The sequence below is a fragment of the Stenotrophomonas maltophilia complex sp. Om-AH-Sm3 genome (genome assembly GCF_059337855.1).
Genome location: NZ_JBYBLQ010000003.1, coordinates 107,724 through 131,131, shown reverse-complemented (window position 1 = coordinate 131,131; position 23,408 = coordinate 107,724). Strand labels below are relative to the sequence as shown.

Genomic DNA, 23,408 nt, shown 5'->3' with positions numbered 1-23,408 from the left:
GTGTCATCCACGCGCCGCGTGATCTGACATATCACCAGTGCTTGCGCATGATCACAGCTTCGCCCTTTCGTCATTGACCACAAGGCGCCAGCTTGTGACGCTTATGACACCGCAGGGCTGATGGCCCAACAACGCGGCCAGGCTCCACCGCAATCCGCAGCATCCGTCTCCGCAGCATCTCCGCATGTCCTCGCCCCGGCCAGGTCGTGACGGGCGGCTGCGCCCTGAATCTTCTGCTGGAGAATCGAAATGCGCCTTGCAGGCTTTGTCTTTGCCATCGTACTCAGTGCTTTTGCCGGTGCTGCACAGGCCCAGGTGGTCACCCTCAACAAGGGCGGCTTCGTGCTGACCTACGACTGCAGCATCCACAGCGCCACCCGCTACGAGTACACGCTTACCGCCGATACCGGTTCGGCCGCACGGCCGTCCAGCTTCTACAAGGACCCGGACCTGCCGGCCGGCTGCCTGGGCCAGACCAGCACCGCGTCCTACGCCAGCATCAGATCCGGCTATGACCGTGGCCATCTGGTCACGTCCAACCACATGGACTACGACGCGACCTACATCCGCCGCGCCAACTACATGACCAACATCGTCCCGCAGGTGTCCAGCTTCAACCAGGGCATCTGGGTGAAGGCCGAAAACGTGGCCGAGTGCTACCGCGACATCGCACCGGTGGACGTCTACGGTGGTGTGGTCTACGGCGACGCCGCCAACGATTACTTCCTCGCCAGCCATGGCATCCCGACCCCGGAGTTCTTCTGGAAGACGATCATCACCCGTGACCCGAACACCGGAACCGCCAAGGCGATCAGCTGGATCATTCCCAACGAGGCCAACCTCGGCAGCCTGGACAACTACCTGGTGACGATTGCCGATCTGGAGGAGCTGCTGGGCGCCAGCTATGTGGCGATCAACGCACCGGCCTCGCTGAAAAGCATGCTGCCGGCCACCACCTGGCCACAGCCTGCAGGGTGTGACCTGGGCTGAGCGGCGGACAGAGGAACGTCACGATGCCTGTACACGCAGCCATCGTGACGCCAGCACTCTGGCAAACAGGAACTGCACTACGGCGCCGACGACGGTAGCAGCGACAAGCCCGTGCCCTGTCGTTGGCGTCCCACTGGACAGCGTTCGCATCAGGTAGGCCGTGCTGGCCAGGCTGATCAGCAGCGTCGTGGCAAGCAGGATCAGCGACACCACCATCCTGCGCGCCGTCGATACGGGTTCTGGCGACGGCGCGCTGGCCCATAGGCCGGCAAACGTGGCCAGTGCGCAGGCCGCCAGCAGGAGCAGCCCCGCACTCCGCAACTGCGCGGCGCCGTCGGCAACGGGCAAGATGAACTCGCCTGGCGAGAATCCCGCAGGCAGCAGCAACACCAGGACCGGGAGCAGGCAGCTGCCGGCCAGCGTCACCGCGCCGGCGATGCCGGCACTGATGAGGTGATGGTGCCGGGCCTGGGATCGCACTCGGTTCAAGGGGTATTCCCGTGCAGGCGCTGGGTGGGGTGGCCCGGCAGTCTAGCGTTCCTGTGGCCGGCGTGCCCTGCCCGTCCCGCTATGGGAAAATGGCGGGCGCTTCGCCCTTTTGGCTGTTCCCGGAGTAGTAGATGTCCCGTTTCCCCTTCGATGCCGTACTGTTCGACTGCGACGGCGTACTGGTCGATTCCGAGCCGCTGGTGGCCCGCGTGCTCTCGGAAATGCTGACCGCACGCGGCTGGCCGCTGACGCCTGCGCAGGCGGGCGAGGTCTTCCTGGGCCAATCCGTGGCCCATCTGGCCGGGCTGATCGCAGAGCGCACCGGCAAGCCGTTCACCGAGCAGTGGCTGGAGGAATTCCGCCAGCAGCGCAATCGTGCGCTGGAGCAGGACCTTGAGGCGATCCAGGGGGCGCCCGAGGCCGTGCGTGCGATCGCCATAGCGACCGGTGGCCGCATTGCCTGCGCGTCCGGTGCCGACCTGTTCAAGGTGAAGCTGCAGTTGAGCAAGGTCGGCATCCTCGATGCCTTCGGTGACCACGTCTTCAGCGGCCAGGACATGCCGCAGACCAAACCCCACCCGGACGTGTACCTGGCCGCTGCCGCTTCGCTGGGTGTGGACCCGGCCCGCTGTGCGGTGATCGAAGACACCGTGACCGGCGCGACCGCCGGCGTGGCGGCGGGTGCGACCGTTTTTGGCTTCAGCGAGGGCGGCCCGCACCACAGCACGCCGGAGGCCCTGCGCGCTGCGGGTGCGAAAGTGATCTTCCAGCGCATGGACCAGCTGCCGGCATTGCTGGAGGCCTACGCCGCCGACGCTGCCGCCTGAGTCGGCCTCAGCCCGCGGCGTCCAGTGCGGCGCTGCGGCGCTTCCCGGCGTAATGCAGCACGAACAGGTACAGGCCGGTGAACAGCTGCAGGAACAATGGCGGCAGCGGCGAATAGGTGATCCACGCTGCCGGCTCGCCCTGTCCCAGCCCGCGGACGGCGAAATTGGCGATCACCGCCAGGGTGAAGACGATCGACGTCCAGCGATGCACGGGCCGTGCCCAGCCCCCCCGGCTCATTGGCGGCGCCTCGCTTCGGAGCGGGCTTCGATCATCTTCCAGCCATTGCCGGACGGGTCACGGAATCCGGCATCGATGGCGCCATAGCGTTCGACCGGCTCCTGGGTGAACTCCACGCCCTGCGCCCGCCATCGCGTATAGCACGCCTGACAGTCATCGACGGCCAGCACCAGCGGCGGCATTGCGCCTTTCGCCACCAGCTGCTGCAGTGCCTGCGCGGTGGCCGCGTCGTGTGTGGGCGGACCGGGCACGAACAGCCCCAGCTGGAATCCGTCCTGGCCGGGGCTGCGTACCGTCAGCCAACGGTAGCTGCCATTGCGCACGTCGGTGTGCACTTCGAAACCGAGCATGCCGACGTAGAACGCGAGTGCCTCATCCTGGTCGCGCACATACAGGCCGACCGTGTTCACAGTGTTTGTCATGGGACCTCCCTCAGGTGGGGTCCACGTTAGCAACCGCCTGGCGACGGCGCTTCTCCAAAACTGCGATGTTCAGGTCCGGTCGCTGCGCGGCACGCGCATGGCATTCCGGCACGCTGGCCGGAGTCACCTGGCCAGCACGCTCGCGCTCGCGCACGTTGCCGGGGCTGTCGCCGGTGATGTCACGGAAGATGCGGCCGAAGGTGCCCAGGCTGCTCCACCCGGTCTGCGCGGCGATCTCGGTGACCGGCAGGTCCGTGTCACGCAACATCGCCACGGCCCGTTCGATGCGGCGGCTCAGCAGGTAGCGGTGCGGCGGCAGCCCGAATGCCTGCTTGAACGAACGCGCGAAATGCGCCGCGGATACGGCACTCACTTCGGCCAGGCGGGCCACCGGCCACTCCTCGTGGCTGGCATGGTCCATCCGGTCCTTGGCACGCAGCAGGCGTCGCAGCAGTTCGGGGCTCTGGCTCATGCCGCCACCATGCGCGCCAGATGATGTCGCGCCGCATGCCTGGCCTGCGCGGCCTGCTCGCCCAGCCAGTCACCGAACGCAATGACCTTGGCGCACCGGCTGCGCGCCGTCGGTGCGACGAACCAGAAACCCCGCCCGTCGCTGGCCACACCGGGATGTGCCTGCACCAGGCGCCCGCTGTCCAGTTCGGCCTGGAACAGGATTGGCGAAGCAATGGCGATGCCCTGCCCGGCAATGGCCGCGCCGACGTCCAGATGCTCTACCGCAAAGGGGGTGATGAAGCTCTCTGCGGCCGGCGGCGGGACGGCACCATGTGCGGAGAACCACAGTGCCCACCAGTCGGGCCTGCCGAGCAGCGGAACGTCCAACGCCCGGCGACCGAGCCCGTCTGCCGCCGGCAGCAGCGCTGGCGCGCACAACGGGGTGAAAATGCTGGGGAACAGGGGCGTGGCCTGCAGCCCGGGCCACCCGCCATGCCCATTGCGGATGGCGGCATCGAAACGCCCGGCGGCCAGGTCCTGGGGCTCTGCCGACAGGTCCAGTTCCAGCACGATGTTCCGATGGCGGGCACGGAAGCTGCCCAGCCGCGGCGTCAACCAGCTGGTGCCCAGCGTGGGCAATACGGACAGGCGCAATCGCGCCGCATCCATGTCAGCGGCACGCATGAAACTGGCACGAAGCGCGTCGAAGGCCCGGGTGGCCTCCTGCGCGACGCTGGCACCCGCTGCCGTCAGTTCCACATGCTGTGCATGGCGCAGGAACAGGCAGGTACCGGTCTGGGCCTCCAGCCGGCGCACGTGGTAACTCACCGATGCCGCACTGGTATCGAGCTCCTCGGCGGCACGGGCGAAACTGCCCAGCCGCGCCGCCGCTTCGAAGGCGCGGATGGCGACAAGCGATGGAAGCTGGCGTTGGGTCACCATAAGTGTGGCTTAGCCTGAGCCCCGATATCTGCGTGGTCAATCCCCCTCGCACCCGCAACGATGGAGGCACGTTCGGCAAGGGATCACGCACATGGATCGACGGCAGTTCCTGGCCACCTTGGCCGCGGCGGCAGCCTCGAGCGCCCTGCCCTCGGGGCGGCCCCTGGCCAGCCACAGCGAAGACTGGAAATGGTTACAGGGCAACTGGCGGGTCCGGCACCAACGGCTGAAGGAGCGCCTGGTGGGTGACACCCGCTGGGAAGCCTTCACCGGCGCCAGCGCGGTCTGGCTCACCCTGGGCGGGCTCGGCACCATCGATGACAACGTCATGGCGCTGCCTTCGGGCCCGTACAGAGGCCTGGGCGTGCGTGCCTTTGATCCGGTGTCTTCCACGTGGTCGATCTGGTGGATCGATGGACGCAACCCTGCCCATATCGAAGCGCCCGTGCGCGGCGTCCTCGAAGGCGATGGCGGCAGCTTCCGTGGTCGTGATCACTTCAAGGGACGCCCCATCGACGTCTGGTTCCGCTGGCATGACATCCATGGCGAGGAGCCGTGGTGGGAGCAGGCGTTCTCCGACGATGCCGGCGCGCACTGGGAAGTGAACTGGCGCAACTGGTTCCGCCGCACTGCGGCAGCCCCCTCTCCGCTTCCGAAGCTGCCGGATGCACCGCGCGATTTTGATTTCCTGGTGGGCCATTGGAACGTGCGCCATCGTCGCCTGCGCGCTCGGCTGGCAGGCAGTGATGCGTGGGACGCGTTCAACGGCACCCTGCACAACTGGCCGGTACTGGGAGGATTCGGCAACGTGGGCGACAACCTGATGGACGTGCCTGGAGCACCGGTGCGCGGCATGGGTATCCGCGCCTGGAACGCGGCGGAACAGCACTGGCTGAGCTGGTGGCTGGATGGCCGGGAGCCGACCCGGATCGGCGCGCCGCTGCGCGGTGGTTTCGAGGATGGTGTCGGCCGCTTCTTCGGCGAAGACCAGCTCGACGGTCGAACAATCCAGACGCGGGTGATCTGGTCACGCATCACCCCGCGTTCGGCGCGCTGGGAACAGGCGGCCTCAGCCGATGGTGGCCGCAGCTGGGAAACCAACTGGGTCAGCGACTTCGAGCGGCAGGCATGAAAGCGCGGCTGGCCGTGATGCTGCTGGTTGCTGCGTCGCCCCCCGCGACTCCCTCAAGCGTGCTGCAGATCGTCGGCTCCGCTGAACGCTTTGCGCCGGGCGTTGCATCCACGCAGTACGACGAGATTCGACTGACCTTGAGCCCGGACGGAAACACCGCACTATGGTTCAGCCGCAACCGTCCCGGCGGTCCGGGCGGGTATGACATCTGGGTCTCCCGCCACGATGGGCAGCGCTGGCGGCCGGCGACGCCGGTACCGTTCAACACGGCTGGGCGCGACTTCGATCCCGCGTTCTCCGCAGATGGGCGCGTCGTGTATTTCTGCTCGGACCGCGCAGGCGGCCAGGGCGGCGACGATCTGTACCGGGTCAGCATTGGACGCGACGGTCGATTCGGCGAACCGGAGAATCTGGGCCCCGCGGTGAACAGTGCGGCCGACGAGTTCGCACCGATGCTCTCCCCGGACGGTCGTACGCTGTTGTTCTCCAGCGATCGCGCGGGCGGTGCCGGCGGCCATGACCTCTACAGCGCCACGATGATCGGCGGCGTGGCGCAGCTGGCGCGGCCGCTGGCCGGTGGCATCAATACCGCCGCGCAGGAGTTCGATGCCACTTTCCTCGGCGACGGCCGAACGGTGGTGTTTGCCCGCGCCCTGGACTTCGGCAGTGCACCGGTCCGCCAGTTCATTGGCTACGAGCGTGGAGGCCGTTATGACGCGGGCCATGCGTTGCCCTCTCCGGTGAACCAAGCCTCCGGCGACAGCTACGGTGCGATGCTGGATGGCTCGCAACCTGACACTTTGACCTATTCGGCGCGGCGCGCAGACGGTGCGGGGTTGGACCTGTACCGCATCCGCTACCGTTCGGGCGAACCATGATCCGCGCTCAGCGCTGCGCCGGCAGCTCCAGCCGATGCTTCCGGCACAACCGGTACACGGTCACCCGCGAGATCTGCATCTGCCGTGCGCTCTCGGAGACGTTGTAGCCGGTCTGGCGCAGGGTCTGCAGCAGCACATCGCGCTCGGCCTGGCCGCGGGCATCGTGCAGCATCGCCCCCGGCGGCGCATGCTCGCTCCCCCCCAGTTCGAGGTCACGCTCGCTGATCAGCTCGCCTTCGGCCATGATCGCCGCCCGCTGCACCCGGTTGAGCAGTTCACGCACGTTGCCGGGCCAACCGAAGCGTCGCATCGCCTGCAGCGCGGCGGGCGCAAAGCCACGTGCACGCACGCTGTGGCGCAGACGGAAGCAGCGCAGGATGTGCTCGGCCAGCAGCTGCACATCGGCGCCACGCTCGCGCAAGGGCGGCATCAGCAGGCGCAGCACATTGAGCCGATAGTAGAGATCGCTGCGGAACCGCCCCTGCGCCACCGCGTGCTCCAGTTCGACGTGGGTGGCCGCGAGTACACGCACGTCGGCCCGCAGCGGCTGGCTGCTGCCGACGCGCTCGAAGGTGCCTTCCTGCAGCACGCGCAGCAGGCTGGTCTGCGCCTCCGCCGGCAGGTCGCCCACCTCGTCGAGGAACACGGTGCCGCCGTGTGCGGCTTCGAATACGCCTATCTGGCGCTTGTCGGCGCCGGTGAACGAGCCGCGCTCGTGGCCAAACAGCTCCGACTGCACCAGATTGGCCGGAATGGCACCGCAGTTGACCGCGATGAACGGCTTGCCCGCACGGCCGGACAACGCATGCAGCGCGTGAGCCGCCAGCTCCTTTCCGGTACCGGTTTCGCCGGTGACCAGCACCGGCAGTTCGACCGGCGCGAACTTGTGCAGCACGGTGCGCACCGCATGCAACGCAGGACTCTCGCCGATCAGTGCGCGCGGCCCCTGGCCGCCGCATACCTCGCTGGCAGAAGGATCATCCGCGTCGAACTGCTGGCGCATCGCCGCCACCAGATCCTGCAGGCCGAAAGGCAGCGTGAACCGCGAGATGCAACGCTGCAGCAAGGGCAGCCACGCTGCAGGCGTGGGCCCTGCGCCGGGTGGCAGCACTGCAAGCCAGGGCAGATGCACGTGCTGTTCGATCCATGGCGCCAGCAACTGCAGCGCGGGCGTATCCAGATGGCGAAGATCCAGCACAGCGAGCAGCCGATCACGCCCGCGCAGCCCGATCGCCATCGCCGGGTCGGGATGGATGCGGCGCACGTACCAGCCTGCGGCCGCCAGCGCGCTGCGCTCGTTCGCCAGCGGCTCGCCGAACCAGAGCACGCAACGCGATGTAGAAGCCTCCGGGACCGCCGCCATGCTTCCCCCAGCATCCGGACACCGTCGGCGGACTGTCAGGCAATCACCGGCGTGCCGCCCTCCGCCGGGACCTCTACAGCCGCCGCAGCGGCCTTTGATGGGCGGATCCTAGCGCTGCGCTAAACGGCGGCGCAATGAGCGCCGCGTCAAGAGAGCACCGGCTGAAGCGGCATCGTTACAGTCCGCGACGGCACCTGTAACACCCGTGTGACAGTCGGGCGCCCGCCTTGCCCTGCGGCGCTTGGTACAGCGCAATCCCAACATTTTTCCGACGCCGCTGTAACAGCGCGGCAGCAGACCCCCTGCGTCTGCCACCACCTGGCGCCATGGCAGCCAAGCCTTGCAGGGTTGGCACGGTTGATGCGTGGTTCCGCCGCACCCACCACGGGAGATCGGCATGGACGGCATCACCCCCATTCGCGGCCTGCTGGCAACGCTGGCCGTGGCCCTGCTGTCGGTTGGCGCGAGCGCCTCTGCCTCCGGTGCACGCCAGGGCGTGAAGGCTCAACCGGGCGAAATCGTCCTGTTGCGTGATGTGTCCGCACGCCCGGCCTATCGCATGGCACCGCCCGGCATGGCGCTGATCGCCGACCCGAAACCCCAGCGCGAGATCGCGGCGGCCCTCGGTGCGGGTGCCCCGGCAAACGGGATGGACGAGCTGAGCGATGAGGACTACGCAGGCATGGGGGCAGGTCACGCCGCCACAGCCACCACACCCGCAGGCACCACGGTCGAACGTGTGACGCAGCAGGCATTGGGCGGCACGCTCGGCCGCAGCGGTGACGGCATGGTCGGCAGCAGCCTCGGTGGCGCCATGAACGGCCCGCTCGGCGCGGTCGGCAACAGTACCCGCGGCATCGGCGATACCGTGCGCGGCGCTCTCGGCCAGTTCCCGCTGCAGGGCATGGCCCCGGCAGGTGGCAAGTGAGGCGGGCGCACTGGCTGCTGCTGATCCTGCCTGCCACGCCGTTGATCGCGCAGGCCGATGACTACAGCGGCATGCTCGCCTACCTCGACGTTGCCCGCATCGACGGCCATGCACTGGCCGGCGCGAACGGCGCCATCGCGGTCAACCAGGCGGCCGGCGACCTCAATCTGCAGGCCAACCTGCGCGGCATCGCCACTGGCGAACATGCCGACGTCTCGATCGGCAACCGACAACTGCGCGGTGGCGACCGCGTGCTGGGTGCACCGGTTCACGCCACCGCCGTCATCGATGGCAAGGCGCTGGCCGGTGCCAGCGGTATCGCATCCATCAACCAGGCCAGCGGCATCGCCAACACGACGCTCAACGTCGTCAGCGCGACACTGGCCCGACAGGGCATACGCGAAACCGACGATACGGCCTTGGCCGCCGAGGGTTCCGCGTTGGCAGGGGGGCGGGACGACGCCGGTCGCGGCGTCGCGACGGGCACCCGCAGCGCCGGTGTCACCAGCACCGCGCTGCGGGGATTCGACGGGGTCCTGCAACTCAATCAGATCGCGGGCAGCGGCAATGACACGGCCAATGTGCTGGGCCTGGTCGTGCAGGACCGCCCGTGACAACCACCCAACCGATGCACCACCTGATGAGAGAGAGGGCACCATGAAAGCGACCGTCAAACGGACCATGCTCGCCATGGCGATTGCCACTGCCTCGACCGCCGCTGCGGCCAATGGCTGGGACAACCAGAACGCCAACGCGAACATCAACCACACCCACACCGTCAGCGAAACCCGCAACGAGACGCACAACCACACCGACAACGACGTGCGCAACCGCACCGTCAACGTCAATGTGCAGAAGCACAGCACCATCCAGGCCGACGAACGCAAGGAAAAGAACAACCACGGCGTCGACGTGAACCTGGAGAAGGACCTGCGACTGAGCACCGACATCAATTTCTCCGGCGACCCGAACATCACCGGCGACATCGACCTCGACTCGGCGGCCATCGCCGTGATCGACAACCGCCAGTCGATCAGCAACAACGCCACCAGCAACAGCCTGGTCACCAACAGTGCCTCCATCGGTGACAGCGTGGGCGCAGGTGCCTCCGGCAACCTCGGCTTCAACGTGGTATCGGGCGACAACAACGCCCAGGACAATGCCGCATCATTGTCCGCCGCCGACGCGTCCTTCAGCTTCGGCATGGCCGACGCCGAGGTGTTCGTCAACCAGGCCGGCTTCGACAACGCCACCATGAACTCCGGCGTCACCAATGCCGCGGGTCTCAGTGGCAATGCCTTCGGCGGTGCGTCCGGCAACATCGGCGTGAACATCGCCTCGGGCAACAACAACGAGCAGAAGAATGCGCTCGCCGCCTCGGTCGCGACCACCGCAGTGGCGCAGTCGAGCATCAGCTCCAACCAGGTCTCCACCGGCAACACGGTCAGCAACGCCGGCTTCGTGCAGTCCTACACCGATACCGTGCAGGTCGGCATGCGTGGCGGCGTCAGCGGCCTGACCCTGGCCTATGGCGCCGGCACCTACCGCGGTACCGGCAACGCCTACCAGATGGCCAACTACTATCTGGATACCTGGAGTGGCGAGCTGCCACACCCGGGTGGCAGCAGCACCGGCCACATCGACCTGGACGACGAAATCCAGAACGCCACGATGAACCCCAACCGGCCGGGGGTGGGTGGCCTGGGCTTCGATACGCGTGAGAGTGGCACCAGCCAGTTCGTCGAGCTGGGCGTGGCAGACCTGTATGCCAGCCTCAGCGGCACGGTCAGCACCACGCGCTGGGTGAACGTCAACGCGACCAACACCTCGGCCTTGTCGGGCAGCGCCTTCTCCGGCGCCTCGGGCAACATCGGCGTGAACGTGGCCGCGGGCACCGGCAACCTGCAGGCCAACAGCCTGGCCCTGGCAGTCGCCCAGCCCAGCACCGGCGGCGGTGGTGGCAGCGGCGAGTAAGTGCACCAACCCCGGCCGTCCGCCAATGGCCGGGTCCCCGGGAGCCCCTGTTCCTCCTCCCCCTTGGAACAGGGGCTCCCCCTTGCTGCCGGAGAACGCGATGATCGGCCACCGTCTCTCGATACGCCTGCTGGCCTGCCTGCTGTTGCTGGGCGGCGCGTCTGCGCGGGCGGGCGACGTCGGCTTCGCCGGCGTGCTGCCCAATGGCGCACTGCTGCACCAGAAGGTGGAGAGCATGCAGGAACGGCGCTACCGCAACGTGGTACGCCAGCACACCGACTACAGCTGCGGTGCCGCGGCCCTGGCAACCCTCCTGCGCCATGCCTACCACCTGGAGACCGACGAGACCACGGTGATCGAAGGGATGATGAGGGTCTCCGATCCGGCGCTGGTGGCCGAGCGCGGTTTTTCGCTGCTCGACATCAAGCGCTATGTGGAATCGCTGGGCATGCGTGGGCGCGGCTATCGCATCGATGAGGCACGCCTGCGCACGCTTCGCGTTCCCGGCCTTGTGCTGATGGACGTGCGCGGATTCCGCCACTTCGTGGTGCTCAAGCAGGTACGCGACGGCGTGGTCGAGGTGGCCGATCCCATCCTTGGCAACCGCAGCCTGGCGCTGCCTGAATTTCTCGCTGCGTGGCCATCGCGCGCCGTATTCGTGGTGATCGGCAGCGATTTCGATCGCAACACAGTACTGCTGCAACCCAGCGAACGACCCAGTGCCCGCGCGCTCTACGCGCGACAGGGGCCGATCACCGATGCCGAACTGGTCGACTTCGGCTTCAGCCACGCCGACCTGTTCTGAAGGAGGCTCCGCCATGTTCCGCCACCGATTGTTGATGGCCCTGCTGCTGGCCTGCCCCGCCCTGCCCTTGCAGGCAGCGGACGCGGCGCCCGGGCGTGGCCCGAAGGAAATTCCGGATCCCGAACTGAACCTGATGCGCGGCCGCTACACCGTAGGTGGCAATACCGTCGCGTGGTTCGGGGTGACGATGGTCTCGCAGTGGCAGGCCGGCAACGGAAACGTATTGCAGGGTGCGTTGACTCTGGGCATGGACTTCCGCGGCGGCGGCAGCCCGAAATTGAGCTTCCAGCCCAGCGTGCACGTGACCGCCGCAGATGCGCCGCTGCCTGACACGCAGGGTCGCCACATCGACAGCAGTGGCCTGGCCAACGCCAGCGGCCTGGTGCAGAGCGTGCAGGTGGCCGGCGATGGCAACGTCGCCCGCAATGCGACCAAGCTGGTGGTGCGCAACGGCACGGTGCCGGCCCCTTCGGATGACGGTGCCCATTCGCTCAGTGCGCAGGGTGCAGGCGTCTCGGCCTCCGCGGTGCTGGATGGCAACCAGGCACGCCTGCAGTTGCAGGTGGATGGCCAGGGCCTGGTCCAGCAATGGATACGCAACGGCAGCGTCGGCCAGGGCATCGCCCTGAACGGTGACGGCCAGACCGCCAGCAACCAGCTGCGGCTGGAGCTGGTGCGGGATACCGCGGGCGGCAACCTGCCGTTGAGCCAGAACGTGGCCCAGGCGATTGCGATGAACCGCGGCATGGGGCCGGGCCGGTAGCACCACGGCACGGCGTTGGGGGAAGCGTTGCACAACGCAGGACACGAACATGCACACCCTGATGAGGATCACACCGTTGGCGCTGGCGGCGCTGGCGGGCACCGCCTTCGCCGCGCCACCCGCGGCGGACGATGGCGCCGACGTGCAGGCACTGGCCAACCAGCTGGAGCAGCTCAAATCCAACTATGCGCAGGAAGTGCGGCGGCTGCGCGAACTGGACATGCAGGTGCAGGCCATGCAGGCGCGGTTGAGTGGGAAGGTTGGCCCGATGGCCCTGTCTACGGCTACGGCAGTCGAGCGTGGCGCGACTCTACAGACTTCGTCGGGTGGCGAAGGCTACGCCAGTACCGCCGCCGAGGCACAGCAGGCGAAGCAGGAATCGCGGCGCAGCGTGGATGATGTGAAACAGCAGCAGTCGGCGCTGTTCTCGCGCCGTTTCACCGTCGAGAACAGCCTCACCTACGCCCGCTACGACCGCAAGCAGCTCACCCTCAACGGCTTCCTCGCACTGGACGCGATCTTCCTCGGCAACATCGCCATCGAGAACGTGGAGTCCGATTCGCTCACCTACAACCTGGCCGCGCGTTGGGGTGTCAGCCCGAACCTGACGCTCAACCTGGACGTGCCTTACCTGGCGCGGCGCACGGTCTACCAGAAGGGCGGCGCCGGCGGTGCGGCGGCCGCGATCGCGCAGGAAGAAACCAATGGCAACGGGCTGGGCGATATCGGCCTGAGTGCGAATTACCGCTTGTTCGGCGAACGCGGCTGGCGCCCGGAGACCGTTCTCACTGCCGGCGTGACCGCCCCTACCGGGCGCGCACCTTACGGTCTGGACTGGAAGGTGATCGAGCGAGACGACGATGACTACATCCGCTTCGCCGTACCCAGGGAACAGCCCACCGGCAATGGCGTGTGGCAGGCCAATGTGGGCCTGTCGATGGTCAAGACCGCCGATCCGGCGATCCTGTTCGCCAACGTCGGCTATGTGCATTCGTTCCCGCGTGGTTTCAGCGACATCGACAGCAACCCCGACACGGTCAACCCGGGTGACGTGAAGCTCGGCGGCGCGGTCTACTTCGGCGCTGGCGTGGCCTTTGCGTTCAACGAGCGCACCAGTCTCAGCCTGTCCTTCAGCGACCGGATCAGCGCCCGCGCTTCCACCCGTTTCCAGGGCGGAAAGTGGATGAAAGTGATTGGCAGCGACGCCAACGCGGCGTCACTGAATCTGGGTGTGACGTATGCGCTCAACCAGCACACCACGCTGGTGACCCTGCTGGGCATCGGGCTGACCCCGGATGCACCGGACTTCACGCTGGCGTTCAAGATCCCTTACATGCTCTGACCCGCCCGATCCGGCGACGCTGTGGCCGACAGCCCCTCGCCGCCGGATCGCGCTACCCACGCGCCGGCCCTGTGTGTGCTCCAGGGCAACGCGCCAGCGCTGGCGACGACGGCGATGATCATCAGTTCCGCCGTATTCACGCCGCACCTTCACGGTGATCCCACCGCATTCTCCGTCGATTCCGCCAATCCGGCGGCGGCGCCATTTCCTACTCTGGCCACACGGTGAAGCCCAGGCCGCTGCAGGCAACGCACCGTGACACTGGATACCACGCACTTCCACCCTTTCGCAGGAGCAGGACATGGCATTTCCAACCGCGGTAAACGACCAGATCACCGATTCGGTCACCCAGGCCAACACCAAGGTGCTGGGCGACGCGCCCGCCGTGGCAGTGGGCAATCTGTACCAGGCCACCGCACAGGCGCTGGCCAATGCCGCCCACAACGCCACCAACGCGCAGCAGCAGTCCTACGTCACCGCGCAGTCGGCCACCACCATGGGCGTGGCCACTCTGTACTCGATCGATACCGCCACCACGGCGGTAGCGAGCAAGGAAATCCTCAGCACCCGCGTCCGCGGCCTGGGCTCCTGATCTGTCGTTCCATCGCTGACCCGCCAACCTCAAGGAGATCGACATGGCATTCCCGACCGCTGTAAACGACCAGATCACCGATTCGGTCACCCAGGCCAACACCAAAGTGCTGGGCGACGCGCCCGCCGTGGCCATGGGCAATCTGTACCAGGCCACTGCGCAGGCGCTGGCCAACGCCGCCCACAACGCCACCAATGCGCAGCAGCAGTCCTATGTGACGGCGCAGGCGGCCACCACCATGGGCGTGGCCACGCTGTATTCGATCGACACCGCCACCACAGGCGTGGCCACCAAGCAGATCCTCGGCGCGTGATGCGCCGGCAGGCAAGGAGCTGAGCCATGGCATTTCCCACGGCCGTCAACGACCAGATCACCGACTCGGTCAGCCAGGCCAACCTGCAGGTGCTGGGCGTGGCGCCTGCCACGGCAATGGGCACGCTGTACCAGGCCACCGCGCAGGCACTGGCCAATGCCGCCCACAACGCGACGCTCGCCCAGCAGCAGATGTATGTCACGGCGCAGGCCGCGACCACGATGGGCGTCGCGCTGCTCTACGCCGTCGATACCGGCGCCACCGGCGCCGCCACCCGGAAGATTCTCGGCTGATTCCATTGAGTGCCGGCAATCTCCGTTCCTGTAGTGCTGTCCACCCTAGGAGCTTCCACCATGGCATTTCCCACCGCCGTCAACAGCCAGATCACCGATTCGGTCTCGCAGGTCAACACCAAGGTGCTTGGTGATGCGCCGGCTATCGCAATGGGCAACCTGTTCGTGGCCACCAGCCAGGCGCTGTCCAACGCCGCGCACAACGCCACCAACAACCAGCAGCAGTCCTACGTGACCATGCAGGCGTCGACCACCCAGGGGGTGTCCACGCTGTATGCGATCGATACCGCCTCCAACGGCGTGGCCACCCGCGAAATCCTGGGTCTGCGCTGACGTGTCGGCCCGGCGTGACGCCAACCACCGCGCCCCCGCTCAGGGCGGCGTCACGTCGGGCCCCTGATCGATGGCCGCATCGCCCGCCACCGGCTACCTGCTGGCAGCCACCAGCGCCGGATCCGGTGTGGCGATCGCCCTCGCCCCCTCGTTCGCGATGTCCGCCACGTACCTGGCGATGGCCGACAGCCTCGGCCTGGCAATGCAGAACGCGGTGGCCAACCAGCAACGCGGCCAGGTGACCGCCGGCGCAAGCCTGGCCCAGGTCCTGGCCCTGATCATCCAGAAGGGAGCCGTTCCGTCATGAGCAGTGAGAACACCGTCAACAGCCAGATCGTCGACAGCGTCAGTGCCGCCTCGACCCTGCTGGTGGCCCAGGGGCCGGCGCAGTCCTTCAGCATGCTGGACATGGTGATGCTGGAGACGCTGGGCACCGCCATGCACAACGCCGTCGCGCGCCAGCAGGGTGCGGGCATGGTCAGCAACGCAGCGGTCACCGCGACCTGCGCGAAGATGATCAACGCTCCCTGGCCGGTGCCGCCACCCGCTCCGGAACCCCCTCCGCCGCCACCGCCGCAGGTCATCCCCCTGCCCGGCCCGGTGCCGGCGCCCCCTTCGCCTGCGGCCGTGATCGCCGCGGCCACCGCAGAAGGAAAGACCGCCATCAGCGTCCTGCAGGCACAGACCCACGGTGCCACTGCCGACGCTGCGGCCGCCACCAGCAGCCTGCATGCACTCCAAACGCTTGCAGGCAATGCGGCAGCGCCTGCGCCCGGTCCTGCGCCCGACGCCGCGTCCGGTCCGGATCCGGACGCAGGTCCCGCCCAGGATCCCGCGCCAGATTCTCCTTCTTCTTCCCCGGCAGCCGACGCTGACGCCGGGGCCTGACACCCTGCAGGCCGCCTGCGGCCCCACCCGCCCATCAAGGAGCCCGTATGGACCCGAGCAACGTCAACGCCCAGGTCATCGATGTGATCAACCAGGTGCAGACGGCCACCATGTCCGCATCCGTGGTGAAGACCAGTGGCGCCGGCAAGGCCTACCAGTCGGTGGCCCAGTCTGCCGCGATCGCCGTGCAGGATGCCGCCGACGCCCTGCGCAATGTCTCAACCATCGCGACCACCGCGGCCGGCGTGGCCATGGCCCAGTACCTGGCGACGGGGGACGAAAAGTATGCAAGGGTGCTCACGCAGGCGCAGAACATGATGCAGGGGGCCACCGACGACTTCAATCGCGTCGGCAATGCCGCTGCGACCGTCCTAAAGGAATTTCCGGCCCAGTGAGGCCGCCAGGAGAGCCACGCATGAGCGTTTTCATTGCCGGTCGTTCCATCCCCCAGGCCAACCAGATCAGCCAACCCTGCAGGCATGTCCTTCAGTTCATCGACGGTGGCGAGCAATGGCTGAAGTGGGCCATGGAATCGCATGAGCACCGTTACGCTTTCTCCGACGAGGGCACGATGCTCGATGGGGTGCAGCAGGGTCTGCACGGTTCGCGCATGACATGGTTGCCACGCCTCGGGTTGCAGGTCGGCCCGATCAAGCTGCTCAGCCTTGGCGCCAGCGACCTCGGTGCCCTGCGCAACATGGAGTTTGACGAAGAAACACGCCTGTCGCACAACGAGGCGCGGCGGGTACTGGACAAACACCAGCTGCTGACCAACACCGACCTCGGGGCCTCGCGCGCGTTCCTGGCGGCGATCGGTGCGGCCGCTGCTCCCTTGCTGCAGCAACTGGATTTTCGTGAGTCGCTGGCGCTCCACCAACTGGCCGGTGAGGTCGGCATGCCTGCCACAGGGCGCGATGACCTGGCCGACGCTGCCCACTTCGCGCTGCTGCACGCGCGCAGGCCCATCGAGTTTGCCGACTACTTCCGTTTCTACCAGCGGGTGAGCGCAGGTGGCGGCAGTCGCGAGCATCGGCTGGCGCGTGCCACCCGCGCGTTGCAGCAGGTGCTGCCGATCCTGTTCGGCTTCCTGGACGGGCCGCAACTGCCACAGTTGCCGTCGCCAGAGCAGGTGCGTGAGGCGATCGACGCAAGCCTGGCCGCGAACCGGCAGATCGGCTACGCCCGCATCTCGCTGGCCGCCCAGCAGATGGCAGCCTGCTTCGACAACGATCCCGACCTGCTGCAGGATGACAGCCGGCTGCGCGAGGCCGTGCGGTGGCAGCTGCGCGATGCGCAGGAATTCCTCAACGAACATCCGGTTTCCCGTGGCCGCCTCGGCCAGGATGGTGCCAGCGTGCAGTTCCCGATCGATGGCTCCAGAGCGCAGGCGCTGGTGCAGGTGGAGGACAATGTGATCACCCTGCAGGACTACCGCCGAACCCGCGGCTACTTGGGCGAAGAAGCGCAGGTGGGCTACCAGGCGGATGCGGTGTGAACCCGGCTCCGGCGCCAGGTGGCGATGGCGTGCAGGCAGCAACGGAGGCTCTCGCGTCGGCAGCCGGCGCGGCCGTTGCTGCCGGACGCCTGGCGGCCCGGCAACAGGCGCAGAAGATCCTGGCCGATGCCCAGGCGGCATTGCGCCACATCCTGGGGGAACGCAGCGACGGTGTTCCCCCCTCATCCCCAGCAGGAGCACCGACGATGACCTTCCCGACCCCGCTTCCCGGCAAGCCCACTCCCGCCCATCCGGCGGGCAAATCCCCGATGCAGATCGCCCAGGAGCTGGCGGACGCCGCGATGGCCGCCAGTGAAGACGGCATCCGCGCCGCGATGGAGGTCTCGCAACGCGCGGTCGACGCTGCCGCCGAGGCGGCACGGCGCGCCGACGAAGCCGCCGAGCAGGCCGTGCAGCGCGCTGCAGAAGCAAACGCACGGTAACGCTGGATCTGCCACCCCAGCGCCCCGGGCAGGCCCGCGCCTGCGCCGGGGCGTTGGTTTTACTGGTGCGGGGTTCGCCGGTAGCTGCGCGGGCTGACCCCTACCGCGCGCCGGAAGCTCTTCTCGAAGTGGCTCAGGTCACCGAAGCCGACCTGCAGCGCGACATCGGTAATGCGCAGGCGCTGCCCATCCCGCAGCAGCTGCTTGGCATGCTCGATGCGAAGTTGCTGCAGCAGCAGCTTGAACGTCGTGCCCAGCTCGCTGCGGAACAGGAACCCCAGGTGCGACTGGCTCACATGGGCCTGGCGAGCGAGGTCGCCCAGGGTGAGCGGCTCCGCAGCATGGTCCTTCAGATAGGCCAGCGCACGTTTCAGGCCGTCGTGCAGGCCCTCATGCGCTGCCCGCACCGTATCCGGCTGCACGGGCTCAGGAGCGACGATCTCCTCAAGCGTGGGCAGCCGTTGCGGCGCGCACCCGGCACCGCTGGCGACGTGGCCTGCTGCCAGATCCGGCGCGTGGCGTGCAAGATCCTCGCGGCGGATGCATCGGCCACCGGTCATCACCGCCAGCCGTACCACCACCCGCTCCATTTCCAATAGATTGCCGGGCCAGTCATGCGCGCACAGGGCTTCCAGCACATCGTCGCCCAGCACGTGGGGATTGAATCCATGCAGCTCAAGCGAACGCGCCGCCAGCGCACCGATGTCCTCCACCCGTTCGCGCAGCGGTGGAATATCCACTGTCAGGAACTCCAGCCCGGCCAGCAGGGCGCGCGAGAACTGCTTCTCTCTCACGCGTTGTTCCAGGTCCGCGCTGGTCGAAGCGATCACCCGTATCGGGCCGGCCGCCAGCGCTTCAGCATGGGCAGCAGGCAGCCCACGCATGCGATGTGACAGCTGGCCCTGCAGCGGCACCGGCAGTTCGTCGACTTCGTGGAAGTACAGCGTCCCGCCCTGTGCGCGCGCGAACCAGTCGCTGGCTTCGCCCTGCGGGTGGACACAGTTCACTTCGACGAACGGGCCCTGCCTGCAAGGGCCGCCACTGTGCAGGGCAGCGGCCAGCTCCATCTTCTCGGTACCGAACTCGCCGCGCAGCAGGACCGGCAGCGGGCTGGCCGCCGCGCGCTCGACGAATTCATCCATCTGTTTCAACGCCTCGCCAGCGCCGACCAGCAGCAGCGGCCGGCTAAGCGCCTGTTCGGCCCAGTCCTTTGCCTCGTAGCGCTTGATCAGGTGCGCGCAGCGCTGGGCAAACTGCTCCCCCAGCGCCAGGGCACTGCCATCCAGCCGCCCCCCCTCACTTTCCAGGTGCAGTTCACCCAACAGCTCGCCGCCATAGCGGATGGGAACCCGCTGCAAGCAAACCTCTTCCGCATTCCCGGACGCCGCCGGCAACCCCGCTGCCGCCCCTGCCACCGCACCACGCAACCGCACTTGACCACCACGCATCACCTTGTGCCGGGACAGCTCCTTCACGAACGCGCCCAGCAGGTCGGGCAATGACGGATAGGGCCGATAAGCGCGCTGCAGCATCTCACTGACTTGCCTGTGCATCGAAACTCCCCTTTGGAATGGCGACCCGATGCATCTGCAACGGGCGATCTCGCGATGCAGGCCCTCCGGCATCATCGCGGGATGCTGCGACGTCCACGCCGCATGCCGTGCCCGCTGGTCGAACCGCTGTTGCCGTGCACGCTTTCCGCTCCCGCGGTGCCGGGAACTGCCATCGCTGCTGGAGGTCGGCAACGCGGACGTCGTCCAGGCCTGGGTCGTGCGCCACAGGGCGGCACTGCCTGTGACGCGGCGCTCCCTGTGTTCCGGCCATCGCGTCCCTGGATTATGGAGAGCGAGTTTCCAGAAAATAAGCATGATAATGACGTGAATATCCGCGCCGGATATTTGTCGCCCACGTTTCCGTGCGCCGCTCGCCGCTCGCCGCAAAGCAGGTGAAGGCAAGCCGCCGAAATCCCATCCACGCTGATGATCAGCGCGTCTGCCCGAACCAGAGGCGGGCACGTGTTGCGCCGCCATGACGGCTACACCGCCTGCTCGCCCAGCCCCGCAGGCCACCGCGCATGCCTGCCGCGTCGCCGCCCCCGATCAATGACCATTCGACCAGCAGAAGATTGCGCACCACGCACGGGTGGCATGCCTTCCGCTGCGATTGGCCTGTCGGCATACTCGCGCTCCCGACCGCAGCATGATCAAGGAGATCGACCGCATGGACCGCACCCCGCCACCCGTGCCCCCCAGGAACTACCTGATGTGGGCCATCCTGAGCATCATCGCCGGCTTCTGGCCGTTCGGCATCGTCGCCACCGTCTACGCCAACCGCAGCACGTCACTGGTCGCCAGCGGCCAGATCGGCGCGGCCACCGAGGCTTCGCGCAAGGCCCTGCGCTGGATGATCGCCTCCTTCGTCACCTTGCCACTGTGCCTGGCACTGATGATCGGCTATGCCCTGATCGCGCGCGGCATGGCCTGATCGCCTGCTGCCGCCGTCGCGCCATGATGAATGGGAGGCGCGCGCGGCGGTGGCGGCGGCCCATGCCGCTCCTCTATAGTCAGTCCAGCTCGGCAGGCATGGTGCCTGCCCTCGAATCACAGGGAGTTGGACATGGGTCTGGTACAGGCGGTGAAGGGTGCAGTCGGTGGTGTGCTGGCCGACCAGTGGAAGGACTTCTACACCGTGCCCACAGGCCTGCCCTCGACGGCGGCCCTGTTCGCCGCGGTGCCGCGCGGCACCAACGCCGGCCGCGGCTCCAACACCAGTGGCTCGTCCAACATCATCACCAACGGCTCGAAGATCATCGTGCCGGAGGGCTACGGCCTGCTGCTGTTCCAGGACGGCGCGATCACCGCGTTCGTCGCCGAACCGGGCGGCTACGAGTGGCGTTCGGACGATCCCAACTCGCAGTCGATCTTCGCCGGCGACGGTCTGGTCAGCACCTTCATCAAGCAGAGCTGGGAACGCTTCAAGTTCGGCGGCCAGCCCGGTTCGCAGCAGGCGGCTTATTTCGTCTCGCTGAAGGAGCTGCCGGACAACCGCTTCGGTACCCAGTCGGAAATCTACTGGGACGATGGTTTCCTCAATACCCAGGTGGGCGCGGTCACGCGCGGCTCGTACACGCTGAAGATCGTCGACCCGATCCTGTTCGTGAAGAACTTCGTGCCGGCCAGCTACCTGCAGCCGGGCCAGGTGTTCGACTTCACCGACCTGGACAACGCCGCCGCCAGCCAGCTGTTCAATGAAGTGGTCGGTTCGCTGGCACCGGCCTTCAGCCTGTACACGAACGATCCGGGCAAGGGCAACCGCATCACCAAGCTGCAGCAGGACTCGCTGGGCTTTGCACAGAGCCTGTCGGCCGCCGTCGAGCAGGGCTACCAGTGGAAGTCCGATCGCGGCCTGGCCATCGTCAAGACCGCCATTGTCTCGATCGAGTACGACGCCAACACCCGCGAACTGCTGAAGACCGTCCAGCGCGCAGATGCGCTGTCCGGCTCGCGCGGTAATTCCAACCTGCAGGCGAGCGTCGCCCAGGGCATCCAGTCGGCCGGCGAGAACGGCGGTGCGGCTGGCCTGGTCGGTGTCGGCATGGCCTCGGGCATGTTCGGTGTCGGCGGCATGCAGCAGCCGGTCACGCCGGCTGCCGACGATCCGGTGGCCAAGCTGAAGAAGGCCAAGGAAATGCTGGACCTGGGCCTGATCACCCAGGGCGACTATGACGCCCTGAAAGCCAAGGCGCTGGGCCTGTAACAGCAGGACGCGCAACCCACATGTCCGATCCCAGAAACGGCCCACCGCCGCTGCCCGGATCCGCGCCCGCGACGCCGCCGCCCTTGCCGGCGGCCTCGTTGGATGGGCCCGGTTCGCCGCAGGACGTCCCTCCCCTGCCCGGCAGCTTCCCGCTGGACACCTCGAAACTGCCACAGGCCATCCGCGATGAAGTGGGAGCCCCCGATCCTGTGGCCATCGATACCTCGGCCAGCGAGCTGAAGGACGGCCTCAACCGCTGCCCGAAGTGCGGCGCCACCGACATCCGGCCCAAGGCCGGCACCGATATCCTGGTCTGCCTGTACTGCCGTCACGAATGGCATGGCGCGCGCGTCGAGGAGGAATTCGGGCTGGGCGAGGCCATCGACCAGCTGCGCGGTACGGTCGTCGCCTCCGGCGCGCGTGACATCGACGCCGACACCTCGGCGCTGATGACGTTCAAGTGCACGGGCTGCGGTGCCGAAGTCACGGTCAATACCGAAAGCACGATGACGGCGCGCTGCCACTGGTGCCGCCACGTCTTCGGCGTCAACGAACAGATCAGCAATGGTGCGGTGCCCGATGCGGTGCTGCCCTTCCACATCAAGAAGCATGATGCGGTCGCGCGCATCCGCCAGTTCGTCGACAAGCGCCGCATGTTCGCGCTGAAGGCGTTCAAGGAGCAGTTCACCCCGGAAAATGTGGTGGGCGTGTTCCTGCCCTACATGATCGTGGACAGCAATGCCAGCGCGGCCGTGGCCGGCAAGGGCGAGATCCAGACCCGGCAATACACGGTCGGCAGCGAGAAGAACAAACGCACCCTGTACGACGCAGATGTCTACCAGGTCGAACGCCAGGTGGATTTCACGGTTGATGACCTGCCCCTGGAATCCTCGGCCGAGCGCGGCAATCTGGATACCCGCGCCAACACCAACAACATCATCAACACCATCTTGCCGTTCGACACCAAGAACGCGGTGAAATGGAACGCCTCATACCTGGCCGGCTTCACCTCTGAGAAGCGCAACCTCGACGTGGAGAAGCTGCGGCCGCGGCTGGAAGACCAGCTGCTGTCGATCGCCCGCGCGCAGGTGGAAGGTTCGGTGAGGCGCTACAACCGTGGCGTGCGTTGGGAACAGGAGCAGCTGGAGGTGCATGGAACGCGCTGGGTGTCGATGTACCTGCCGGTGTGGCTGTACTCGTATCACCAGCCCGGAAAGAACGGCGGCATGCTGCACTACATCGCAGTGAACGGCCGTACCGGCGAAACCATGGGCAGCGTGCCCGTGCAGCAATGGAAGATGCTGCTGGCGGCCCTGGCCACCGGCACCGTCATTGAAGCCCTCGCAATTGCCTTCCTGGTGGCATCGACATGAGCGACGACAGTGGCCTCTGGCTGTTGGCGGCAGGTCCGGCCGGCGCAACCGCGCTGTACTGGGCGCTGTACCGCTATTACCGCAACACCGACAAATCGCACTCCTTCGAACACGAGACCGCCATCGAAGCCAAGCCGGTCACCGGCTCGGACCAGCAGGTCGGCCGGATCACCGGCACCGAGGACAAGCGTATCCGCGGTGACAACGTGTATGAGTACCGGAAACGGGTGGCAAGGGTGAAGCCGGATCAGTAGCGCCAGGCCCTGCCTGGCTGCGGGTAGTGCCGGCCGCTGGCCGGCATTCCTTCGGTTTCTGGGCGCCAAGTGGGAGCCGGCCAGCGGCCGGCACTACCCTTCGCTGGGCTGCGCCAGCGCAC

Annotated in this window: 30 protein-coding genes; 23 read left to right on the top strand and 7 right to left on the bottom strand. The window is 67.2% G+C overall.

Going from position 1 to position 23,408, the window contains the following annotated elements:
- The first annotated feature begins 249 nt into the window (after positions 1–249).
- Entirely contained in the window at positions 250–990 is a 741-nt protein-coding gene (locus AC10QF_RS05165; RefSeq protein WP_065177776.1) for a DNA/RNA non-specific endonuclease, read from the top strand.
- A gap of 18 nt (positions 991–1,008) precedes the next feature.
- Here the strand turns inward: AC10QF_RS05165 and AC10QF_RS05160 are convergent, their stop codons facing one another.
- A complete protein-coding gene (locus AC10QF_RS05160; RefSeq protein WP_494541873.1) occupies positions 1,009–1,479 on the bottom strand; it encodes a hypothetical protein in 471 nt (156 codons plus the stop codon).
- A gap of 131 nt (positions 1,480–1,610) precedes the next feature.
- Here AC10QF_RS05160 and AC10QF_RS05155 point away from each other — a divergent pair, with 131 nt between their 5' ends.
- Positions 1,611–2,306, top strand: coding sequence for an HAD family hydrolase (locus AC10QF_RS05155; RefSeq protein ID WP_494541872.1), 696 nt, complete (start codon positions 1,611–1,613; stop codon positions 2,304–2,306).
- 7 nt (positions 2,307–2,313) lie between these two features.
- On the opposite strand, the gene AC10QF_RS05150 is transcribed toward AC10QF_RS05155, so the two are convergent.
- The 4 genes from AC10QF_RS05150 to AC10QF_RS05135 are packed head-to-tail and all read right to left on the bottom strand — an operon-like array spanning position 2,314 to position 4,361.
- Positions 2,314–2,544, bottom strand: a complete 231-nt coding sequence (locus AC10QF_RS05150) for a hypothetical protein (protein WP_005416635.1) — start codon at positions 2,542–2,544, stop codon at positions 2,314–2,316.
- Positions 2,541–2,966, bottom strand: coding sequence for a VOC family protein (locus AC10QF_RS05145; RefSeq protein ID WP_065186428.1), 426 nt, complete (start codon positions 2,964–2,966; stop codon positions 2,541–2,543). Before AC10QF_RS05145 ends, AC10QF_RS05150 begins: the two co-directional genes overlap by 4 nt.
- 10 nt (positions 2,967–2,976) lie before the next feature.
- Positions 2,977–3,438 (bottom strand): helix-turn-helix domain-containing protein, encoded by a 462-nt coding sequence (locus AC10QF_RS05140; RefSeq protein WP_069138478.1) that lies wholly within the window; start codon positions 3,436–3,438, stop codon positions 2,977–2,979.
- Positions 3,435–4,361, bottom strand: a complete 927-nt coding sequence (locus AC10QF_RS05135) for a LysR substrate-binding domain-containing protein (RefSeq protein WP_069138477.1) — start codon at positions 4,359–4,361, stop codon at positions 3,435–3,437. Before AC10QF_RS05135 ends, AC10QF_RS05140 begins: the two co-directional genes overlap by 4 nt.
- Positions 4,362–4,452: 91 nt before the next feature.
- Here AC10QF_RS05135 and AC10QF_RS05130 point away from each other — a divergent pair, with 91 nt between their 5' ends.
- Both AC10QF_RS05130 and AC10QF_RS05125 read left to right on the top strand, forming a co-directional pair.
- The gene (locus AC10QF_RS05130; RefSeq protein WP_494541871.1) at positions 4,453–5,493 is read left to right on the top strand and encodes a hypothetical protein; all 1,041 of its coding nucleotides are present in this window, start codon (positions 4,453–4,455) and stop codon (positions 5,491–5,493) included.
- A complete protein-coding gene (locus AC10QF_RS05125) occupies positions 5,490–6,371 on the top strand; it encodes a TolB family protein (protein ID WP_494541870.1) in 882 nt (293 codons plus the stop codon). Before AC10QF_RS05130 ends, AC10QF_RS05125 begins: the two co-directional genes overlap by 4 nt.
- A 7-nt stretch (positions 6,372–6,378) precedes the next feature.
- On the opposite strand, the gene AC10QF_RS05120 is transcribed toward AC10QF_RS05125, so the two are convergent.
- On the bottom strand, positions 6,379–7,734 hold the full coding sequence (locus AC10QF_RS05120) for a sigma-54 interaction domain-containing protein (RefSeq protein WP_494541869.1): 1,356 nt from the start codon (positions 7,732–7,734) through the stop codon (positions 6,379–6,381).
- A 397-nt stretch (positions 7,735–8,131) separates the two neighbouring features.
- On the opposite strand from AC10QF_RS05120, the gene AC10QF_RS05115 reads away from it, so the two are divergent.
- The 15 genes from AC10QF_RS05115 to AC10QF_RS05045 all read left to right on the top strand — a co-directional run bounded on the left by AC10QF_RS05115 (position 8,132) and on the right by AC10QF_RS05045 (position 17,903).
- The gene (locus tag AC10QF_RS05115) at positions 8,132–8,662 is read left to right on the top strand and encodes a FapA family amyloid fibril periplasmic chaperone (RefSeq protein ID WP_049438401.1); all 531 of its coding nucleotides are present in this window, start codon (positions 8,132–8,134) and stop codon (positions 8,660–8,662) included.
- Positions 8,659–9,276 (top strand): FapB/FapC family functional amyloid domain-containing protein, encoded by a 618-nt coding sequence (locus tag AC10QF_RS05110; RefSeq protein ID WP_049438400.1) that lies wholly within the window; start codon positions 8,659–8,661, stop codon positions 9,274–9,276. Before AC10QF_RS05115 ends, AC10QF_RS05110 begins: the two co-directional genes overlap by 4 nt.
- Positions 9,277–9,319: 43 nt before the next feature.
- Positions 9,320–10,636: a FapB/FapC family functional amyloid domain-containing protein gene (locus tag AC10QF_RS05105; protein WP_111176413.1), complete on the top strand. Its 1,317-nt coding sequence runs from the start codon at positions 9,320–9,322 to the stop codon at positions 10,634–10,636.
- Between the two features lie 100 nt (positions 10,637–10,736).
- A complete protein-coding gene (locus tag AC10QF_RS05100) occupies positions 10,737–11,441 on the top strand; it encodes a C39 family peptidase (protein WP_111176414.1) in 705 nt (234 codons plus the stop codon).
- Between the two features lie 13 nt (positions 11,442–11,454).
- Positions 11,455–12,204 (top strand): hypothetical protein, encoded by a 750-nt coding sequence (locus tag AC10QF_RS05095; RefSeq protein ID WP_111176415.1) that lies wholly within the window; start codon positions 11,455–11,457, stop codon positions 12,202–12,204.
- A 49-nt stretch (positions 12,205–12,253) separates the two neighbouring features.
- The gene (locus AC10QF_RS05090; RefSeq protein ID WP_065196332.1) at positions 12,254–13,546 is read left to right on the top strand and encodes a transporter; all 1,293 of its coding nucleotides are present in this window, start codon (positions 12,254–12,256) and stop codon (positions 13,544–13,546) included.
- 301 nt (positions 13,547–13,847) lie between these two features.
- On the top strand, positions 13,848–14,138 hold the full coding sequence (locus tag AC10QF_RS05085; protein ID WP_005416648.1) for a RebB family R body protein: 291 nt from the start codon (positions 13,848–13,850) through the stop codon (positions 14,136–14,138).
- A 43-nt stretch (positions 14,139–14,181) separates the two neighbouring features.
- Positions 14,182–14,451: a RebB family R body protein gene (locus tag AC10QF_RS05080; RefSeq protein ID WP_005416649.1), complete on the top strand. Its 270-nt coding sequence runs from the start codon at positions 14,182–14,184 to the stop codon at positions 14,449–14,451.
- Between the two features lie 26 nt (positions 14,452–14,477).
- Positions 14,478–14,744 (top strand): RebB family R body protein, encoded by a 267-nt coding sequence (locus tag AC10QF_RS05075; RefSeq protein ID WP_006446865.1) that lies wholly within the window; start codon positions 14,478–14,480, stop codon positions 14,742–14,744.
- 60 nt (positions 14,745–14,804) lie between these two features.
- The gene (locus AC10QF_RS05070; protein WP_005416651.1) at positions 14,805–15,077 is read left to right on the top strand and encodes a RebB family R body protein; all 273 of its coding nucleotides are present in this window, start codon (positions 14,805–14,807) and stop codon (positions 15,075–15,077) included.
- 70 nt (positions 15,078–15,147) lie between these two features.
- Complete coding sequence (locus AC10QF_RS05065) at positions 15,148–15,384, top strand: RebB family R body protein (protein WP_005416652.1); 237 nt, start codon at positions 15,148–15,150, stop codon at positions 15,382–15,384.
- Positions 15,381–15,965, top strand: coding sequence for a RebB family R body protein (locus tag AC10QF_RS05060; protein ID WP_065177764.1), 585 nt, complete (start codon positions 15,381–15,383; stop codon positions 15,963–15,965). The genes AC10QF_RS05065 and AC10QF_RS05060 overlap by 4 nt, the downstream gene beginning before the upstream one ends.
- A 47-nt stretch (positions 15,966–16,012) precedes the next feature.
- Entirely contained in the window at positions 16,013–16,360 is a 348-nt protein-coding gene (locus AC10QF_RS05055; protein ID WP_005416654.1) for a hypothetical protein, read from the top strand.
- Positions 16,361–16,380: 20 nt separating this feature from the next.
- Complete coding sequence (locus AC10QF_RS05050) at positions 16,381–17,460, top strand: hypothetical protein (RefSeq protein WP_111176416.1); 1,080 nt, start codon at positions 16,381–16,383, stop codon at positions 17,458–17,460.
- 206 nt (positions 17,461–17,666) lie between these two features.
- Entirely contained in the window at positions 17,667–17,903 is a 237-nt protein-coding gene (locus AC10QF_RS05045; protein ID WP_065177762.1) for a hypothetical protein, read from the top strand.
- Between the two features lie 59 nt (positions 17,904–17,962).
- Here AC10QF_RS05045 and AC10QF_RS05040 read toward each other — a convergent pair whose 3' ends face one another.
- Positions 17,963–19,456, bottom strand: a complete 1,494-nt coding sequence (locus AC10QF_RS05040) for an AraC family transcriptional regulator (protein ID WP_065196335.1) — start codon at positions 19,454–19,456, stop codon at positions 17,963–17,965.
- Positions 19,457–20,102: 646 nt separating this feature from the next.
- On the opposite strand from AC10QF_RS05040, the gene AC10QF_RS05035 reads away from it, so the two are divergent.
- The 4 genes from AC10QF_RS05035 (at position 20,103) to AC10QF_RS05020 (ending at position 23,286) form a co-directional block, all read left to right on the top strand.
- On the top strand, positions 20,103–20,387 hold the full coding sequence (locus tag AC10QF_RS05035; protein WP_081280865.1) for a CD225/dispanin family protein: 285 nt from the start codon (positions 20,103–20,105) through the stop codon (positions 20,385–20,387).
- Between the two features lie 132 nt (positions 20,388–20,519).
- The gene (locus AC10QF_RS05030; RefSeq protein WP_065186440.1) at positions 20,520–21,659 is read left to right on the top strand and encodes an SPFH domain-containing protein; all 1,140 of its coding nucleotides are present in this window, start codon (positions 20,520–20,522) and stop codon (positions 21,657–21,659) included.
- A gap of 20 nt (positions 21,660–21,679) precedes the next feature.
- Positions 21,680–23,032, top strand: a complete 1,353-nt coding sequence (locus tag AC10QF_RS05025; protein ID WP_111176417.1) for a TFIIB-type zinc ribbon-containing protein — start codon at positions 21,680–21,682, stop codon at positions 23,030–23,032.
- Positions 23,029–23,286 carry a hypothetical protein gene (locus tag AC10QF_RS05020; protein ID WP_111176418.1) on the top strand — a complete coding sequence of 86 codons (258 nt, stop codon included), beginning with the start codon at positions 23,029–23,031 and terminating at the stop codon, positions 23,284–23,286. Before AC10QF_RS05025 ends, AC10QF_RS05020 begins: the two co-directional genes overlap by 4 nt.
- Positions 23,287–23,408: the final 122 nt, after the last annotated feature.

Excerpts from the sequence above, each read along its gene's own strand:
- AC10QF_RS05040 (WP_065196335.1), bottom strand. The coding sequence starts at position 19,456 with ATGCACAGGCAAGTCAGTGAGATGCTGCAGCGCGCTTATCGGCCCTAT.
- AC10QF_RS05140 (WP_069138478.1), bottom strand. The coding sequence starts at position 3,438 with ATGAGCCAGAGCCCCGAACTGCTGCGACGCCTGCTGCGTGCCAAGGAC.
- AC10QF_RS05090 (WP_065196332.1), top strand. The coding sequence starts at position 12,254 with ATGCACACCCTGATGAGGATCACACCGTTGGCGCTGGCGGCGCTGGCG.
- AC10QF_RS05125 (WP_494541870.1), top strand. The coding sequence starts at position 5,490 with ATGAAAGCGCGGCTGGCCGTGATGCTGCTGGTTGCTGCGTCGCCCCCC.
- AC10QF_RS05050 (WP_111176416.1), top strand. The coding sequence starts at position 16,381 with ATGAGCGTTTTCATTGCCGGTCGTTCCATCCCCCAGGCCAACCAGATC.
- AC10QF_RS05065 (WP_005416652.1), top strand. The coding sequence starts at position 15,148 with ATGGCCGCATCGCCCGCCACCGGCTACCTGCTGGCAGCCACCAGCGCC.
- AC10QF_RS05075 (WP_006446865.1), top strand. The coding sequence starts at position 14,478 with ATGGCATTTCCCACGGCCGTCAACGACCAGATCACCGACTCGGTCAGC.
- AC10QF_RS05105 (WP_111176413.1), top strand. The coding sequence starts at position 9,320 with ATGAAAGCGACCGTCAAACGGACCATGCTCGCCATGGCGATTGCCACT.
- AC10QF_RS05085 (WP_005416648.1), top strand. The coding sequence starts at position 13,848 with ATGGCATTTCCAACCGCGGTAAACGACCAGATCACCGATTCGGTCACC.
- AC10QF_RS05045 (WP_065177762.1), top strand. The coding sequence starts at position 17,667 with ATGACCTTCCCGACCCCGCTTCCCGGCAAGCCCACTCCCGCCCATCCG.
- AC10QF_RS05165 (WP_065177776.1), top strand. The coding sequence starts at position 250 with ATGCGCCTTGCAGGCTTTGTCTTTGCCATCGTACTCAGTGCTTTTGCC.
- AC10QF_RS05100 (WP_111176414.1), top strand. The coding sequence starts at position 10,737 with ATGATCGGCCACCGTCTCTCGATACGCCTGCTGGCCTGCCTGCTGTTG.
- AC10QF_RS05130 (WP_494541871.1), top strand. The coding sequence starts at position 4,453 with ATGGATCGACGGCAGTTCCTGGCCACCTTGGCCGCGGCGGCAGCCTCG.
- AC10QF_RS05025 (WP_111176417.1), top strand. The coding sequence starts at position 21,680 with ATGTCCGATCCCAGAAACGGCCCACCGCCGCTGCCCGGATCCGCGCCC.
- AC10QF_RS05055 (WP_005416654.1), top strand. The coding sequence starts at position 16,013 with ATGGACCCGAGCAACGTCAACGCCCAGGTCATCGATGTGATCAACCAG.
- AC10QF_RS05030 (WP_065186440.1), top strand. The coding sequence starts at position 20,520 with ATGGGTCTGGTACAGGCGGTGAAGGGTGCAGTCGGTGGTGTGCTGGCC.
- AC10QF_RS05135 (WP_069138477.1), bottom strand. The coding sequence starts at position 4,361 with ATGGTGACCCAACGCCAGCTTCCATCGCTTGTCGCCATCCGCGCCTTC.
- AC10QF_RS05060 (WP_065177764.1), top strand. The coding sequence starts at position 15,381 with ATGAGCAGTGAGAACACCGTCAACAGCCAGATCGTCGACAGCGTCAGT.
- AC10QF_RS05035 (WP_081280865.1), top strand. The coding sequence starts at position 20,103 with ATGATCAAGGAGATCGACCGCATGGACCGCACCCCGCCACCCGTGCCC.
- AC10QF_RS05145 (WP_065186428.1), bottom strand. The coding sequence starts at position 2,966 with ATGACAAACACTGTGAACACGGTCGGCCTGTATGTGCGCGACCAGGAT.
- AC10QF_RS05020 (WP_111176418.1), top strand. The coding sequence starts at position 23,029 with ATGAGCGACGACAGTGGCCTCTGGCTGTTGGCGGCAGGTCCGGCCGGC.
- AC10QF_RS05080 (WP_005416649.1), top strand. The coding sequence starts at position 14,182 with ATGGCATTCCCGACCGCTGTAAACGACCAGATCACCGATTCGGTCACC.
- AC10QF_RS05120 (WP_494541869.1), bottom strand. The coding sequence starts at position 7,734 with ATGGCGGCGGTCCCGGAGGCTTCTACATCGCGTTGCGTGCTCTGGTTC.
- AC10QF_RS05155 (WP_494541872.1), top strand. The coding sequence starts at position 1,611 with ATGTCCCGTTTCCCCTTCGATGCCGTACTGTTCGACTGCGACGGCGTA.
- AC10QF_RS05150 (WP_005416635.1), bottom strand. The coding sequence starts at position 2,544 with ATGAGCCGGGGGGGCTGGGCACGGCCCGTGCATCGCTGGACGTCGATC.
- AC10QF_RS05070 (WP_005416651.1), top strand. The coding sequence starts at position 14,805 with ATGGCATTTCCCACCGCCGTCAACAGCCAGATCACCGATTCGGTCTCG.
- AC10QF_RS05115 (WP_049438401.1), top strand. The coding sequence starts at position 8,132 with ATGGACGGCATCACCCCCATTCGCGGCCTGCTGGCAACGCTGGCCGTG.
- AC10QF_RS05095 (WP_111176415.1), top strand. The coding sequence starts at position 11,455 with ATGTTCCGCCACCGATTGTTGATGGCCCTGCTGCTGGCCTGCCCCGCC.